Raw genomic sequence first — 14,827 nt, 5'->3', positions numbered from 1 at the left:
CTCCGTCGGCTACCGGCCGGAACGCCATTCGCACCTGTTCTGCAACCGGCGGCGGAGATGCTCCTGTTGTGCGACTCTGGCTCGGCATCCTGGCGTTCTGCGTGGCCATGCGCCTCTACCTCGACACGTCCGGCCACTCCGAGCTGGTCATCGTGGTGCCGTACCTGCTGGTCAGCGCCGCGACGCCGGTCGCCATCTGGGCCGGCACGGTCCGGCACCGGCCACCGCACCGGGCGGGATGGCTCCTGCTCGCCGCGGCGCAGGTCTTCTACGCTGTCGCCGACGTCATGACCGTCCTGGACGACTACATCTCCGGTGCATACGTGGAACCGACACCGGCGGATGTGCTCTACTTCGCCTACTACGTGCTCATCGCGGCCGCGGTGCTGGTCTTCATCCGCCGGCGGGCGCCCGGGTGGGACCTGCCCAGCGCGGTGGACGCCCTCATCGTGGCGGTCAGCGCGGGCCTGCTGACCTGGCTCTTCCTGATCGAACCGCTCACCGCCGACTCGGAGCTGCCGCTGGCGGCCAAACTGACCCAGTCCGCTTACCCGGTCCTCGACCTGATGCTGCTGGTCCTCGCCGTCCGGCTGGTCATGGGGTCCGGCACCCGGGGTCCGGTGCTCTATCTGCTCCTGAGCAGCCTCACCCTGATGCTCGCGGTCGACACCGCCTACGCGGTGCAGGGCGTGATCGACGGCGCCGGCGTGAACGAGGCCTACCTCGACACCATGTGGATGGTGTCTCTCGGGCTGCTGGGCGCCGCCGCGCTGCACCCCGGGATCCGGCACTTCGACCAGCGCAGCGGCTCAGCGATACCGGACGCGTCGCCGGGCCGGCTGGCCGTGCTCACCGTCGCCGTGCTGATGGCCCCCGGCGTGCAGCTCATCCAGCACATACGCGGCGAGGACGTCAGTGTGCCGCTGGTCAGTGCCGCCTGCGCGATCATGTTCCTGCTGGTGATGGGCCGGATGTACGGCCTGGTGACGGCACAGCGCCGGGCCGCGGTGACCGACAGCCTGACCGGCCTGCACACGCGCCGCTACTTCACCGAGGCCCTGGCCGTGGAGTGCCGCCGGGCCGCCCGCTCGGGCCACGACGTGGGCCTGCTGATCATCGATGTGGACCACTTCAAACGGGTCAACGACACGTACGGCCACCCGGCCGGCGACCGCGTCCTGCGCGAGGTGGCCGACCGCCTCAAGTCCGCGACCAGGGCCGGCTCGGTGCTCGCCCGGTACGGCGGTGAGGAGTTCGTCGTGCTCGCCCCGGACACCGGCGGCGACACGCTGCTCGACCTCGCCGAACGGCTGCGGATGACGATCAGCGGCCTGCCGATCGAGGCGGGCGACCAGGCGTTGCTGAGCGTCACCGCCTCGGTCGGCGCGGCGACCGCACTCGGCCGCGCGGCGGACCCGGACGCGCTGATGAACGCCGCGGACGAGGCGCTCTACGTGGCGAAGGCGGCCGGCCGGAACCGATCAGTCGCGGCCACCCCGGATAGGGTCGGTCCGTGCCCGCTTCCGAATACGTGACCGAACTGCGCGCCAAGGCCGGACCCGGCCTCATCATGTTTCCGACGGTGTCCGCGGTGATCTTCAACGACCGCGGCGAGGTCCTGCTGCATCAGCGCAGCGACACCGGCCGGTGGACGCTCATCGCCGGGATGATGGATCCGGGCGAGCAGCCGGCCGACGCGGTGATCCGCGAGGTGCGCGAGGAGACCGCCGTCGACGTGGTCATCGAACGGCTGGCCGGGATCGCGTTGCACGAGGTCACGTACCCGAACGGCGACCACTGTCAGATGGTCAACTCGTGGTTCCGGTGCCGGGCGACCGGCGGCGAGGCCCGGGTGAACGACAGCGAGTCCCTGGCGGTCGAGTGGTTCCCGCTCGACGGGCTGCCCGAGCTCAACCCGTACGCCCAGCACCGGATCAGCACGTCGCTGGCCGAGGACGGGCCGGCCTGGTTCGCCGCACCCGGCGAGGAGCTCATCCCCGGCTGGTGAGCTAGCCGGCCAGCCAGCCGGGACGGATCAGCCCAGCCTCGTACGCCTGCACCACGAGCTGGGCCCGGTCCCGCGCGGCCAGTTTGATCATCGTCCGGCTGACATGGGTCTTCGCGGTCGCCGGGCTGATCACCAGCCGGGCCGCGATCTCGTCGTTCGACAGGCCCTCGGCGACCAGCACCAGCACCTCGCGCTCCCGGTCGGTCAGCTGATCCAGCTCGCGCGGCGGCACCGGGCCACGGCCGCCCCGCCCCGCCGGGCTTGCGAACTCGCCGATCACCCGCCGGGTCACGCTCGGCGAGAGCAGCGCCTCCCCGGCGGCCACCACGCGCACCGCGCGCAGCAGCTCGACCGGTTCGGTGTCCTTCACCAGGAAACCGGAGGCGCCGGTCCGCAACGCCTCGAACACGTACTCGTCCAGCTCGAACGTGGTCAGGATGACCACCCGGGTGTCGGCCAGGCCGGCGTCGGCGGCGATCCGCCGGGTGGCCTCCAGGCCGTCCACCCCCGGCATCCGGATGTCCATCAGCACCACGTCCGGCCGCGCCGCGCGCACCAGATCCACCGCTTGGAGGCCGTCCGACGCCTCACCGATCACCTCGATGTCCGGCTCCGCGTCGAGCAGCGCCCGGAACCCCGCCCGCACGAGCGCCTGGTCGTCCGCCAGCAGCACCCTGATCATCTCTCCCCCTCAGCGTGCGGAACCCGCAGCGGCCCGCAATACGCCCCGCCGCCGTGCTCGCCCGCTCCGGACTCCGGTGCGGCCGCAGACCCCGACGCCGCCGGCAGCACGACCGAGACCAGGAAGCCGCCCGTGGGTGGCCGGCCGGCGGCGAACTGGCCGCCCAGCGCCTCGGCCCGGGCCCGCATCCCGGTGAGGCCACTGCCCCGCTCGGCCGCCTCCGCCGGCGCCACCGGCCCGCCGTTGCGAATGGACAGGTGCAGGGCCGCCGGCAGATAACCGACCGTGACCTCCGCCCCGGGATCCGGCCCGCTCGCGTGCCGGCGCACGTTGGTCAGCGCCTCCTGCACGATCCGGTACGCCGCCCGGTCCACCTCGGCCGGCAGCTCCCGCGGCTCGCCGTTGATCGTCGTCCGGACCGGGATCCCGGCGCCCGCGGTCAGCTCGTCCAGCCGGTTCAGCCCGAGCGCCGGCTGCCGGGGCGCCGCCTCCCCCTCGGCCCGCAGCACACCGAGCACCGACCGCACCTCACGCAGAGCCTCCGCACTCGCGCTCTTGATCGCGGTCAGCGCCTCGCGGGCCTGCTCCGGCCGGTTGTCCATCAGGTGCAGCCCGACTCCGGCCTGCACGTTGATCAGCGACAGGTGGTGGCCGAGCACGTCGTGCAGCTCCCGGGCGATCCGCAGCCGCTCCTCGGACGCCTGCCGCCGCTCCTGCTCCTCCTCGGCGCGGGCCTGCTCGGCGCGGGCCTTCTTGATCTCGGCGAGGTTCTCGTTGTGCACCTTCGAGGCCACGCCGAGCACCACCGAACCGGTCAGCCCGATCGCGGCGAGCACCATAAGACGCAGATCCGGCCGGGTGCCCGCCGGCAGCCCCAGCGGCCCGCCGAGCAACACCACCACCGACAGCCAGGCCGCGTAGCCGGCCGCCGCGCCGATGGCCGCGGCCCGCCACCGGCCGAGCCGGGCCAGCGCGAAGAGCGCGATCGCGGGCGCCGCCGCATAGGCGAAGTGCTGCGCCGCCCCGGTCGCGAAGACCAGCGACGCGACCGCCGCGACCAGGAGCACGGTGACCGGGGCCCGCCGCCGCCAGAACAGAGCGATCGGCCCCACCATCAACAGGGCGTAGATCCGCCAGTCCACAGACCAGTAGACCCGGCCCTCCTCGGCCAGGTTGTGCGTCCCCACCAGGTGGAAGAGCGTGGCCGCCACCACCGCGCCCGCCGGGAGGTCGGTGTGCCGGCGCGACCGCGCCCACTCCCGCCGCTCAGCGCGGGCGGCGGCGATCCGCAATCCCGCGTCGATCCGGCGGCCCGGCTTCCCCATGCGCCGAACCTACGGCACCCGCCGGTCGCCGTGCATCGGCGCACGGGCCGATAACCGCGTACCCCCACGGAACCACCACCCACCGGCCGCCGTACTCCCGGCGGAGTACACCGGCCGCCGGAACACCGCTCCGGCACTCCCCAGGAATGCGCCGCGGGTCGGACGCGCCCGGCACCCGCGACGGCGACGCTGGTGGCAGACAACGAACGAGGGGGCAGACATGAACCCGAACCAGGCGCCCACGGCCCGGCTCCGCACCTCCGACGCGGAACGCGAGCACGTCGCCGACATCCTGCGCGCCAACATGACCGAAGGGCGGCTCGACTTCGCCGAGGGCGAGGAACGGCTCGCCACGGCGTACGCCGCCAAGTATCGCGACGAGCTCGCGCCGCTCACCGCGGATCTCCCCGACGGTGGCCGGCGGGCTCTCGCGCACACCCCGCAGGCGCGCACCGCGACACGCCGGTCGCTGCAACGGCACGCCAGCTTCATCCTGGTGATCGCCGGCGTGCTCACCGGCCTGTGGATGATCTCCGGCGCGCAGTTCTTCTGGCCGGTGATCCCGCTGGCCTTCCTGGTCATGGGCTTGATCCGGCACGCCCGCTACGGCCACTACCGGCTCGAGTACACGGTGGGGCGCCACGGCCACCTCTGACGCGGTGACGGACCCGACTCCGACATGGACGTGACGGTCGTTGATCTTCCTCGTTGGCTCTGCCAGAGTGGCCGAGTTTGTTCGGGGAGGGACAAGGCACATGATGGGTCCGTCGCACGCTCTCTCGGGAGCGGCCGCCTGGCTGGCCGGCAGTTGGGCGCTCGACCAGTTCGCCGGCGTCAGCCAGACGCCGCTCGAGGTTGCGGTGGGCACGGCGATCTGCGCCGGCGGTGCGCTCCTGCCCGACCTGGACATGTCCGGCAAGGTGACCCGCAACCAGGGCGGCGCCACGGTGGCCCGCACGTTCGGCGTCTTCTCGCTGTTCATCGCCGAGGTGGTGGAGAAGTTCTCGCTCGGCGTCTACACCGCCACCAAGCTGCGGCGTGACCCGCGGCGCGACAACGGCCACCGCACCTTCACCCACACGCTGCCGTTCTGCGGCCTGATCGGCTGGGGCACCACCGCGCTCTGCGCGAACTACGGCTACTGGGCGGTCGTCGCCATCGTCTTCTTCACCGCCGGCCTGGCCCTGCGCGGTCTCTTCGACGAGTGGGCGGAACGCGCCGGCTGGGTCATCGTCACCGGCGCCGCCGGGCTGATCGCCTGGTTCACCGCGGCCAACCTGCCCAGCGACCGCGGTTACCCGCTGCTCGGCCTGGCCGTCGCGGTCGGCTGCTTCGTGCACATCCTGGGCGACATGATCACGAAGAACGGCGTACCGATCCTCTGGCCGATTCCGATCAAGCGTCGCATGTGGCTGATGGTCGGCATCCCGAACAGCATGGCGGTCAAGGTGGGCGGCAAGGTCGAGGTGATCGTGCTGCGCACCGCCTTCACCGTGATCTCGCTGCTGTCGATCGCCGGCCTCTTCGTGCCCGGCGTTCTGGAGCGCTTCAACCTGGACGTCTGGGCAAGCAAATAGTTTTTCGGTACGCGTGACCGGCCGTCCCGCCGGAACCACCCCGTCCCCGCCTCCCCAGCGCGATCGACAGCGCCGCGCGGCCCCAGCGCGGCCGCCGGGAAACGGCACGGGCCCGGCGGCCGCGCTGCGGCCGGGACCAGGCAGCCGGTCGCGGCGGGAGAGCGGGGACGGTCCCGAAATGGGGGAACGGCCGGAACCCGTACCGAAAAGGAAGCGGAAGCGAAACGCCTAGCCCGACCCCGGCTGATCTGGCCGGCCGCCCCGCGGGACGGCCGGCCGGCGATTACGGTGTGACCTGCCCGATGAGACGGCCCAGGTTCTCCGGCGCGAAGAACTCGACCGGCGAGGTCATCCCGGAGTTGAGCCGGGCGAAGGCGTCCATCGCCTCCTGGTTGCCGGCGATCGCGGAGACCAGCTGGACCATCTGCTCGTCCGGCGGTTGCAGCGAGGCGATCCCCAGCGTCATCTGATACACCGGCATGGCGCGGGCGTCCCGGCGGGACTGGTACCCGGCCAGTGCCTCGTCGTAGGGCGCCTTGCCGGCCAGCGCCTCGTCGAGCGCCTCAGCGAGGTTCTCGGCGTCCAGGAACGCATCGGTGATGCCCTGCGCGGTGATGAAGTCCCGGTTGTACCCGGCGTCGCCGACCAGCGCCCAGCCCGGACCGTACGGGTTACGGAAGTAGTTCGGCACCGACGTGCCGACCAGCCGGGACTCGCGCTTGGCGTCCCGGATGCGCTCGGCGAACGCGGGCGACGACTCGAACATCGCCATCAGCGTGCCCTCGATGTCGTCGCGGTGGTCGGCGAGCTCGGCGTGCGGCCAGCCACCGATCACCAGCGTCAGATCGTCGTTGGTCGGGCACACCGCCCAGCCCCGCCCGGGACGGCTGTACGCCTCGAACGTGTCAGTCGGCAGGTTGCTCCAGTACGAGTAGTAGCCGACGGTCAGCGGCGGATGATCCTCGTACTGAGCCGGCTGCACCGCCTTGGCCACCACCGAGTTGCGCCCGTCCGCGCCGACCACCACCCGTGCCCGCTCCTCGACCGGGGCGCCGCCGTGGTCGTGGCCCCGGATCCCGCTGACCGCACCGTCGGAGAAGAGCACCTCCTCGACGGTGAACCCCTCGCGGACCTCGACCCCGGCGGCCACCGCGGCGTCGACCAGGATCTTGTCGAGCAGGGTACGGCGCGGGGCGTACGCGTACGGCGACTCGGCGGTCCCCGGCGCGCCGGCCAGGCTGATCGGCCCGAAGTCGAACGAGTACCGGCCCACCGGCGGGCATCCGGTCGCCACGATCTGGTCGAGCAGGCCCCAGCGCCCCAGTGCGGCGGCACCCGGCGGGTGGATGACGTGGGTGGACACCGTGTCACTGGGGAACGTGGCCCGGTCCACCAGCAGGGTCCGGTGGCCACGGCGGGCCAGCAACATCGCGAGCGGCGCACCGGCGCACCGCGCCCCGACCACGATGACGTCGTAACTCGGATCTGTCATGGTCTCCCTTTGATCGATCTCCCGGCCATAGTGGACGTACCCGCTCGGCGCTGTCGATGGGCCGGTCGGTCACCGGCTGTCGAACTCGGCCCGGGCCTTGCGCACCTGCTCGATGTGGGTCTCCGCCCAGCCCTTGATCGCCCGTTGCAGCGGCAGCAGCTCCCGGCCCAGGCCGGTGAGCTCGTAGTCGGTGCGCACCGGCACCGACGGCGTCACCCGGCGGGCCACCAGCCCGTCACGTTCCAGCTTGCGCAGCGTCTGGGTGAGCATCTTCTGGCTCGCTCCGGCCACCGTGCGGGACAGCTCGGCGTAGCGTCGCGGCCCGTCCGCCAGGGCGTCGATGATCAGGGTCAGCCACTTGTCGCTGAGCGTGGCGAGCAACTCGTGCCCGGGGCACTCCGCCAGGTTGGCGTTGTACTGCCGGCTCTCCTCGGCCCGGCGCTGTGCCGCAGTGGTCGTCGCCATCGCCGCGTACCTCCCCGTACGTTACGCACCTCGAAGTGCGTCCTTACCGCGCTCTGCCGCCGAACATAGCGTCGCATTCATGAGAGCTGCCATCGTCCGCCGTTTCGGCGGCCCCGAAATGATCGAATTCGCCGACCTGCCACTGCCGGAGCCGGGCACCGGCCAGGTCCGGATCCGGGTGGCCGCGGCCGCGGTCAACCGGATCGACCTGTCCACCCGCGACGGCCGGCTGACCCAGGCCGGGCTGCTGGCCCCCGCCGAGACGTACTCGCTGGGCTGGGACGTGGCCGGTGAGATCGACGCGGCCGGGCCGGAGGTCACCCGCTTCACCGCCGGGAGCCGGGTGATCGGGCTCCGCGACGTGCTCTCCGCACCCGGGACCTACGCCGAGCACGTGGTACTGGATGAGGCGGCCGTCGCGCCGGCTCCGGCCACGGCGTCGGCGGCCGAGGCCGCGACGCTGCCGATGGCCGGGCTCACCGCGGACCGTTCGCTCGCCCTCACCGGGCTGCGCCGCGGCGAGACCCTGCTGGTCACCGGCGCGGCGGGCAGCGTCGGCGGCGTTCTGCTCGAGCTCGCGGCGCTGCGCGGCATCCGTACGGTGGCGGTGGCCGGCCCGGACGACCGGAAGACCGTGGAGAGCCTCGGCGCTACCTGGTTCGTGCCCCGCACCGACCGGCTGGGTGCCGCGGTCCGCGCGGTCGTTCCCGGCGGGGTGGACGCCGTCGTGGACGCCGCGGTGTCCGGGATCGCCGCTCACGAGGCACTGCGCGGCGGCGGCACGTTCGTCGCGCTGGTCGCCCCGTTCGCGCCGCCGCCGTTGCGCGGCACCCGGGTGGTCGTGCAGGAGGTGTACGCCGACGGCGCCCGCCTGGCCGAGCTCTCCGCGCTGGCCGATGCGGGTCTGCTGACGTTGCGCGTGGCCGGGACACTGCCGCTCACGGCGGCTGCCGAGGCGCACGCACGGGTGGCCGGCGGCGGTCTTCGCGGACGCCTGGTCCTGGTCCCCTGAGTCATCAAATAACGAAATATCAGGCATGCGGGAATGTACGCCATGGGAAGGACCGGGCGAGCGACTGACCGCGGCGTGGAATGTCCGCACGTAGCATCCGCGCATGCCGTGGAAACAAAAGATCAACAAGGCTCTGGCCACCGCTACCGGCTACAAGATCGTGAACGCGGCCGGCGCCAGACCCCCGGCGCCGAAGCCGCGCGCGGCCAAGGCCGAGTTCCCGGCGCACTACGACGAGATGGCCCTGCCCATCCTGCAGGCGGCCCGTCCCTACTCGATGACCCGGACCGAGAAGCAGTACGCCCTGTACCTCGCCACCCGCCACGTCGTGCGCTACGACATCCCCGGGTCGATCGTGGAGTGCGGGGTCTGGCGCGGCGGCAGCATGCACGTGGTCGCCCGTACGCTGCTGGCGATCGGGGACACCTCCCGCGACCTCTACCTCTTCGACACGTTCGAGGGGATGACCCCACCGACCGAGCGGGACGTCACCTACAACGGCAAACCGGTCACCGAGCTGCTCGCCACCCAGCCCCGGACCGCGCGGATCTGGGCGATCGCCAGCCTGGAGGACGTCCAGCAGGGCTTCGAGGCGATCCCGTACCCGTCCGAGAAGATCCACTACGTGAAGGGGCCGGTCGAGGAGACCCTGCCCGGCCAGGCGCCGGATCAAATCGCGATCCTGCGCCTGGACACGGACTGGTACGAGTCCACCCGCCACGAACTGCTGTCGCTGTACGACCGGGTGCCGTCCGGCGGTGTCGTCATCATCGACGACTACGGCACCTACCGGGGTTCCCGGGAGGCGGTCGACGAGTTCATCGACCAGACCGGGGCCCGGCTGCTACTGCTGCCGATCGGCCCCGGCCGGATCGCCGTCAAACCCTGAGCGGTCAAGCCCGGACCGATCAGTCGATCGAGTAGGCGAGGTTGGGGCGCAGCCAGCGCTCCACCTCGGCCACCGGCATGCCGCGGCGGACCGCGTAGTCCTCGATCTGGTCCTTGCCGAGCCGGCCGACGGTGAAGTACTTCGACTCCGGGTGGGCGAAGATCAGGCCGCTGACCGCGGCGGCCGGCATCATCGCGAACGACTCGGTGAGACCGACGCCGATCGACGAGGTGTCGAGCAGCTCGAAGAGGTCCTTCTTCTCGCTGTGATCGGGGCAGGCCGGGTAGCCCAGCGCCGGACGGATGCCACGGAACCGTTCGGCGTGCAGGTCCGCCAGGACCGGCTGGGCGTCCGGCTCGAACCACTCGCGGCGTGCCTTGAGGTGCAGGTACTCGGCGAACGCCTCGGCCAGCCGGTCGGCGAGCGCCTTCACCATGATGGCCCGGTAGTCGTCCTGCTCGGCCTCGTACTTCTTGGCCAGCTCATCGGCGCCGTGGATGGCAACGGCGAAGCCGCCCAGGTGATCGCCTGTCGGGGCGATGTAGTCGGCGAGGCAGCGGTTGGCGCGGCCGGCCGGCTTCGCGGTCTGCTGGCGCAGCATCGGGAACGAGGACCCGTTGTCCAGCTTGATGTCGTCGCCCTCGGCGTGCGCCGGCCAGAAGCCGTACAGGCCGCGGGCCTGGAACGAGCCCTCGGCGATGATCTGGTCGAGCAGCGTGTTGGCGTCGTCGAAGAGCTCCCGGGCGACCGGCTGCTCAAGAATCGCCGGGTACTTGCCCTTAAGCTCCCAGGCCAGGAACAGGAACTGCCAGTCGATCATCCGGCGCAGTTCGGCGATGGTGGGCGCGACCTCGCGTACCCCGGTGAAAGCCGGCACCGGCAGCTCGCTGAAGTCGACCGCCTCGCGGTTCGCCCTCGCCTGGGCGAGGGTGAGCAGCGGCTGCGAATGCCGCTTCTCGTGCTGGATGCGCAACCGCTCCTGCTCGGCCCGGTTGGCCTCGTCGAGTTTCACGGCCCGGTCGGTGTCCAGCAGGTCGGAGACCACGCCGACGACCCGGGACGCGTCCAGCACGTGCACGGTCGAGGCGTCGTACGCCGGCGCGATCCGCACCGCCGTGTGCTGCTTGGACGTGGTCGCCCCGCCGATCAGCAGCGGCATCTTCATGCCCCGCCGCTGCATCTCGGCGCCGACCGCGACCATCTCGTCCAGCGAGGGGGTGATCAGGCCGGAGAGACCGATCACGTCGGCGTCCTCGGCGATCGCGGTGTCCAGGATCTTCGCGGCCGGGACCATCACGCCGAGGTCGATCACCTCGTAGTTGTTGCAGCCCAGCACCACGCCGACGATGTTCTTGCCGATGTCGTGTACGTCGCCCTTGACCGTGGCGAGGACGACCTTGCCCTGACCGCGGGAGCCGCCGGCCTTCTCCTTCTCCATGTACGGCAGGAGGTAGGCCACCGACCGCTTCATCACCCGGGCGCTCTTGACCACCTGGGGCAGGAACATCTTGCCGGAGCCGAACAGGTCGCCGACCACGCTCATGCCGTCCATCAGCGGGCCCTCGATCACGTCGAGCGGCCGGGGCAGCTTCTGCCGGGCCTCCTCGGTGTCCGCCTCGATGAAGTCGACGATGCCGTGCACCAGCGCGTGGCTCAGCCGCTCCTCGACCGGCGCCTCCCGCCAGGACAGGTCGACCTCGCGCTTCGCGCCACTGCCGGTGACCGTGGAGGCGAAGGTGACCAGCCGGTCGGTGGCGTCCGGCCGCCGGTCGAAGAGCACGTCCTCGACGAGTTCCAGCAGCTCGGCCGGGATGTCCTGGTAGACGGCGAGCTGACCGGCGTTGACGATGCCCATGTCCAGGCCGGCCTTGACCGCGTGGAACAGGAACGCCGAGTGCATGGCCTCGCGGACCACGTCGTTGCCGCGGAAGGCGAACGACAGGTTGGAGATGCCACCGCTGGTACGGGCGCCGGGGCAGCGCTGCTTGATCAGCGGGAGGGCGTCGATGAAGTTCTTCGCATACCCGTTGTGCTCGCTGATGCCAGTGGCCACGGCGAGCACGTTCGGGTCGAAGATGATGTCGGTCGGGTCGAAGCCGTCTCCGACCAGCAGGTCGTACGCCCGGCCGCAGATCTCCACCTTGCGCTCGGTGGTGTCGGCCTGGCCCTGCTCGTCGAAGGCCATCACGACGACACCGGCGCCGAAATCACGGATCCTGCGGGCCTGCTCCAGGAAGGCGTGCTCCCCCTCCTTGAGGCTGATCGAGTTGACGACGCCCTTGCCCTGCACGCACTTGAGGCCGGCCTCGAGAACGGAGAACTTCGAGCTGTCGATCATGATCGGGATCCGGGCCACCTCGGGCTCGGTCGCGATCAGGTTGAGGAAGGTGGTCATCGCCCGCTCGCTGTCGAGCAGGTCGGCGTCCATGTTCACGTCGAGCAGGTTGGCGCCGCCGCGCACCTGCTCCAGGGCCACGTCCACGGCGGCCTGGTAGTCGTCGGCCTCGATGAGCCGGCGGAACTTGGCCGAGCCGGTGACGTTGGTCCGCTCGCCGATCATGACGAACCCAGTGTCCGGGCCGATCTCGAACGGCTCCAGGCCGCTGAACCGGGTGGCCGGGGCCGGCGACGCGATCTGCCGGGGCGCCGCGCCCTGGACCGCCTGGGCGACCGCGGCGATGTGCGGCGGGGTGGTGCCGCAGCAGCCGCCGACGATGTTCACCAGGCCGTCGGTCGCGAAGCCGGCGAGCAGCTCGCCGGTCTCGGCGGGGGTCTGGTCGTAGCCGCCGAACGCGTTCGGCAAGCCGGCGTTCGGGTGGGAGGCGACGTAGACGTCGGCCAGGCGGGCCAGCTCGGCGACGTGCGGGCGCATCTCGGCCGCACCGAGCGAGCAGTTCACACCGACGACCAGCGGCCGCGCCCGCTCGATCGAACGCCAGAAGGCCTCGACGGTCTGGCCGGACAGGGTCCGCCCGGAGATGTCGAGGAACAGCGAGATCCAGAGCGGCAGGTCGGGCGCCACCTCGCGGGCCGCCGCGACGGCCGCCTTCGCGTTCAGCGAGTCGAAGATCGTCTCGATCAGGAGCAGGTCGACGCCGCTCTCGGCCAACGCGGAGATCTGTTCCTCGTACGCCGTCTTGACCTGGTCGAACGTCACCGCTCGGTACGCCGGGTCGTCGACCTTGGGCGAGATCGACAGGGTGACGTTGAGCGGGCCGACCGAGCCCGCCACGAACCGTTGCCGTCCGTCCCGGGCCGTTGCCTCGTCGGCCGCCTGCCGGGCCAGCCGGACGCCCTGGACGTTCATCTCCCGCACCAGGTGCTCCAGGCCGTAGTCGGCCTGGGCGATGCTGGTCGCGGTGAACGTGTTGGTGGTGGTGATGTCGGCGCCCGCCGCCAGGTACTGCCGGTGGACGTCGAGAATCACGTCCGGCCGGGTCAGGATCAGCAGGTCGGGGTCGCCGGTGACGTCCTGCGGGTGATCTGCCGGGATCAACTCGCCGCGGTAGTCGGCCGGGGTCAGCTTGGCGCCCTGCAGCATGGTGCCCCAGGCGCCGTCCAGCACCAGGACCCGCTCGGCCAGCAGCTCACGCAGCTTGGCGATGTTTTGAGCCATACAGACACCTCCGAGAAAGTCGGAGGCGCCCTTGTTTCGGGTGGATCACCGGTCGAGCGTGACGGGTGGCCCCGCTGCAGCGCCTCTCGGCCGGACCCCCAACTTTACCCAATTCCTCACTTGGCTTCCGCGTAGGAACCAACCACTGAGACATCCAGCGGAAACCGCACCTCGGAGGCGCCGAAAAGCATCCGCCCGGCCGTTGCGGCGCACTCATGGACCGCCGCCGCCACCTGTTCGGCCTGCTCAGCGGGACAGTGCACGACCACCTCGTCGTGCACGAACAGGACGAGTTCGGCGGGTGTGCCGGCCAGGGCGGTCCGCAGGGTGGCAAGCAGGACGAGCGCCCACTCGGCGGCGGTGGCCTGGATGACGAAGTTCCGGGTGAAGCGTCCCCTCGCTCGTCCGGGTGGCGGCGCCACCTCATCGGGTGGATCCAGCCCGGCGTCGCGGGGCGCGCCCGAGGCCGGCGGACACGTCCGCCCGAGCCAGGAGCGGACCAGCCCGCCGGACTCGCCGGTGCGGGCGGCGGCCTCGACGTACTCGAAAGCGGTCGGATAGTGCCGGCGCAGCACCGCCAGGGCCGGGATGGCGTCGCCGCCGGTCTGCCCATACATGGCGCCGAGCAGGGCGACCTTCGCCTTCGCCCGGTCACCGTCGAACGAATCGGTGGCCAGCGCCGCATACAGATCGCCGGCGGCGGCCGCGCGGGCCAGCCGCTCGTCGCCGGAGACCGCGGCCAGCACGCGGGGCTCCAGCTGGCCGGCGTCGGCCACCACGAACCGCCAGCCCGGATCGGCGATCACCGCCCGGCGGACCACCTTGGGGACCTGGAGAGCGCCGCCGCCCCGGGTGGCCCAGCGGCCCGAGACGACGCCGCCGGCCACGTATTCCGGGCGGAACCGGCCGTCGCGGACCCAGGCGTCGCACCAGGCCCACCCGTGCGCGGTCCAGATGCGGTAGAGCTCCTTGAACTCCAGCAGCGGCGCGACCGCCGGATGCTCGACCCGGCGCAGCACCCAGGCTCGCGTGTTGGGGATCTCGACGCCGGCCCGGGCGAACGCGCGCACCACCTCGGCCGGCGAGTCGGGGTGCAACCCGCGCGTGCCGAACGCGGCGTTGACCTCGGCGGTCAGCTCGGCGAGCCGGCGGGGCGGCCCGACCGGCTGGGGCGGGCCGAGCAGCTCGCGCATCAACTCGTCGTGGACGTCGGCACGCCACGGTAGCCCGGCGTGGCCCATCTCGGCGGCGATCAGTGCACCGGCGGACTCGGCCGCCACGAGCATCCGGAACCGGCCGGGATGCTCGGTCTCCTTGATGCGGCGCTGCTGGTCCTCATAGACCCCCAGCAGGTCCTGGATCCGCAGAGCCGGCGCCGCCTGCGTCTCGAAGAGCGCGCCCTGGGCGAAGCCCGGCGGCTCGGCACCGGGGCGCAGCGGGTCCGGCGGCACCGGACGGCCCTGCGCCCGGGCCTGTGCCGCGGCCGGCGACCGCGGCTCACCCCAGCGCCCGGCGTATCCCAGCAGCAGCGCCTCGGTCAGCTCGAGGTCGTGGCAGCGGGCCACCCGCACGCCGGCCCGCAGCAGCGCCGGATAGAGGTCGGAGGTGGCCGACCAGATCCAGCGGAGCTGGTCGGCCGCCTCCCGTTGGGCTCCCTCAAGCTCGGCGATCGCGCGCGCGAGGTCATCGACGTGGGGGGGGGGGGCCCCCCCCGCGCACACCCCCCCCCGGGCGCCCCCGCCCCCGGGGGCAGCGCCCGCC

The 14,827-nt window shown here is 71.9% G+C and carries 12 protein-coding genes; 6 read left to right on the top strand and 6 right to left on the bottom strand.

Translation table 11 applies throughout. The features are described 5' to 3' along the window. Positions 1 to 68: 68 nt before the first annotated feature. Complete coding sequence (locus I4J89_RS19785; RefSeq protein ID WP_309238377.1) at positions 69 to 1,535, top strand: GGDEF domain-containing protein; 1,467 nt, start codon at positions 69 to 71, stop codon at positions 1,533 to 1,535. Continuing rightward, positions 1,514 to 2,008: an NUDIX hydrolase gene (locus tag I4J89_RS19780; protein WP_196415456.1), complete on the top strand. Its 495-nt coding sequence runs from the start codon at positions 1,514 to 1,516 to the stop codon at positions 2,006 to 2,008. The genes I4J89_RS19785 and I4J89_RS19780 overlap by 22 nt, the downstream gene beginning before the upstream one ends. Before the next feature lies 1 nt (position 2,009). Here the strand turns inward: I4J89_RS19780 and I4J89_RS19775 are convergent, their stop codons facing one another. After that, positions 2,010 to 2,690, bottom strand: coding sequence for a response regulator (locus I4J89_RS19775; RefSeq protein ID WP_196415455.1), 681 nt, complete (start codon positions 2,688 to 2,690; stop codon positions 2,010 to 2,012). Beyond that, a complete protein-coding gene (locus I4J89_RS19770; RefSeq protein WP_196415454.1) occupies positions 2,687 to 4,015 on the bottom strand; it encodes a sensor histidine kinase in 1,329 nt (442 codons plus the stop codon). The genes I4J89_RS19775 and I4J89_RS19770 overlap by 4 nt, the downstream gene beginning before the upstream one ends. A 220-nt stretch (positions 4,016 to 4,235) precedes the next feature. On the opposite strand from I4J89_RS19770, the gene I4J89_RS19765 reads away from it, so the two are divergent. Both I4J89_RS19765 and I4J89_RS19760 read left to right on the top strand, forming a co-directional pair. After that, positions 4,236 to 4,670, top strand: a complete 435-nt coding sequence (locus tag I4J89_RS19765; protein WP_196415453.1) for a DUF1707 SHOCT-like domain-containing protein — start codon at positions 4,236 to 4,238, stop codon at positions 4,668 to 4,670. 100 nt (positions 4,671 to 4,770) lie between these two features. Continuing rightward, positions 4,771 to 5,592, top strand: a complete 822-nt coding sequence (locus I4J89_RS19760; RefSeq protein ID WP_196415452.1) for a metal-dependent hydrolase — start codon at positions 4,771 to 4,773, stop codon at positions 5,590 to 5,592. Between the two features lie 283 nt (positions 5,593 to 5,875). Here the strand turns inward: I4J89_RS19760 and I4J89_RS19755 are convergent, their stop codons facing one another. Continuing rightward, positions 5,876 to 7,084, bottom strand: a complete 1,209-nt coding sequence (locus tag I4J89_RS19755; protein WP_196415451.1) for an NAD(P)/FAD-dependent oxidoreductase — start codon at positions 7,082 to 7,084, stop codon at positions 5,876 to 5,878. Between the two features lie 69 nt (positions 7,085 to 7,153). Then, entirely contained in the window at positions 7,154 to 7,549 is a 396-nt protein-coding gene (locus I4J89_RS19750; RefSeq protein ID WP_196415450.1) for a winged helix-turn-helix transcriptional regulator, read from the bottom strand. A gap of 79 nt (positions 7,550 to 7,628) precedes the next feature. Here I4J89_RS19750 and I4J89_RS19745 point away from each other — a divergent pair, with 79 nt between their 5' ends. Continuing rightward, positions 7,629 to 8,561 (top strand): NADP-dependent oxidoreductase, encoded by a 933-nt coding sequence (locus I4J89_RS19745; RefSeq protein ID WP_196415449.1) that lies wholly within the window; start codon positions 7,629 to 7,631, stop codon positions 8,559 to 8,561. A 103-nt stretch (positions 8,562 to 8,664) separates the two neighbouring features. Then, complete coding sequence (locus I4J89_RS19740) at positions 8,665 to 9,450, top strand: TylF/MycF/NovP-related O-methyltransferase (RefSeq protein ID WP_196415448.1); 786 nt, start codon at positions 8,665 to 8,667, stop codon at positions 9,448 to 9,450. 19 nt (positions 9,451 to 9,469) lie between these two features. Here I4J89_RS19740 and metH read toward each other — a convergent pair whose 3' ends face one another. Both metH and I4J89_RS19730 read right to left on the bottom strand, forming a co-directional pair. Then, positions 9,470 to 13,066, bottom strand: a complete 3,597-nt coding sequence (gene metH / locus I4J89_RS19735; RefSeq protein ID WP_196415447.1) for a methionine synthase — start codon at positions 13,064 to 13,066, stop codon at positions 9,470 to 9,472. Between the two features lie 116 nt (positions 13,067 to 13,182). Further along, a partial coding sequence (locus tag I4J89_RS19730; RefSeq protein ID WP_230859200.1) for a bifunctional 3'-5' exonuclease/DNA polymerase occupies positions 13,183 to 14,827 on the bottom strand: 1,645 nt, incomplete at its 5' end.

The sequence above is a fragment of the Actinoplanes aureus genome, assembly GCF_015704865.1.
In the GTDB taxonomy this organism is placed as follows: Bacteria; Actinomycetota; Actinomycetes; order Mycobacteriales; family Micromonosporaceae; genus Actinoplanes; species Actinoplanes aureus.
Note: the sequence above shows the minus strand (reverse complement) of the source record. Positions and strands in the feature narration are given on the sequence as shown.

Excerpts from the sequence above, each read along its gene's own strand:
- I4J89_RS19760 (WP_196415452.1), top strand. The coding sequence starts at position 4,771 with ATGATGGGTCCGTCGCACGCTCTCTCGGGAGCGGCCGCCTGGCTGGCC.
- metH (WP_196415447.1), bottom strand. The coding sequence starts at position 13,066 with ATGGCTCAAAACATCGCCAAGCTGCGTGAGCTGCTGGCCGAGCGGGTC.
- I4J89_RS19740 (WP_196415448.1), top strand. The coding sequence starts at position 8,665 with ATGCCGTGGAAACAAAAGATCAACAAGGCTCTGGCCACCGCTACCGGC.
- I4J89_RS19750 (WP_196415450.1), bottom strand. The coding sequence starts at position 7,549 with ATGGCGACGACCACTGCGGCACAGCGCCGGGCCGAGGAGAGCCGGCAG.
- I4J89_RS19765 (WP_196415453.1), top strand. The coding sequence starts at position 4,236 with ATGAACCCGAACCAGGCGCCCACGGCCCGGCTCCGCACCTCCGACGCG.
- I4J89_RS19770 (WP_196415454.1), bottom strand. The coding sequence starts at position 4,015 with ATGGGGAAGCCGGGCCGCCGGATCGACGCGGGATTGCGGATCGCCGCC.
- I4J89_RS19755 (WP_196415451.1), bottom strand. The coding sequence starts at position 7,084 with ATGACAGATCCGAGTTACGACGTCATCGTGGTCGGGGCGCGGTGCGCC.
- I4J89_RS19745 (WP_196415449.1), top strand. The coding sequence starts at position 7,629 with ATGAGAGCTGCCATCGTCCGCCGTTTCGGCGGCCCCGAAATGATCGAA.
- I4J89_RS19775 (WP_196415455.1), bottom strand. The coding sequence starts at position 2,690 with ATGATCAGGGTGCTGCTGGCGGACGACCAGGCGCTCGTGCGGGCGGGG.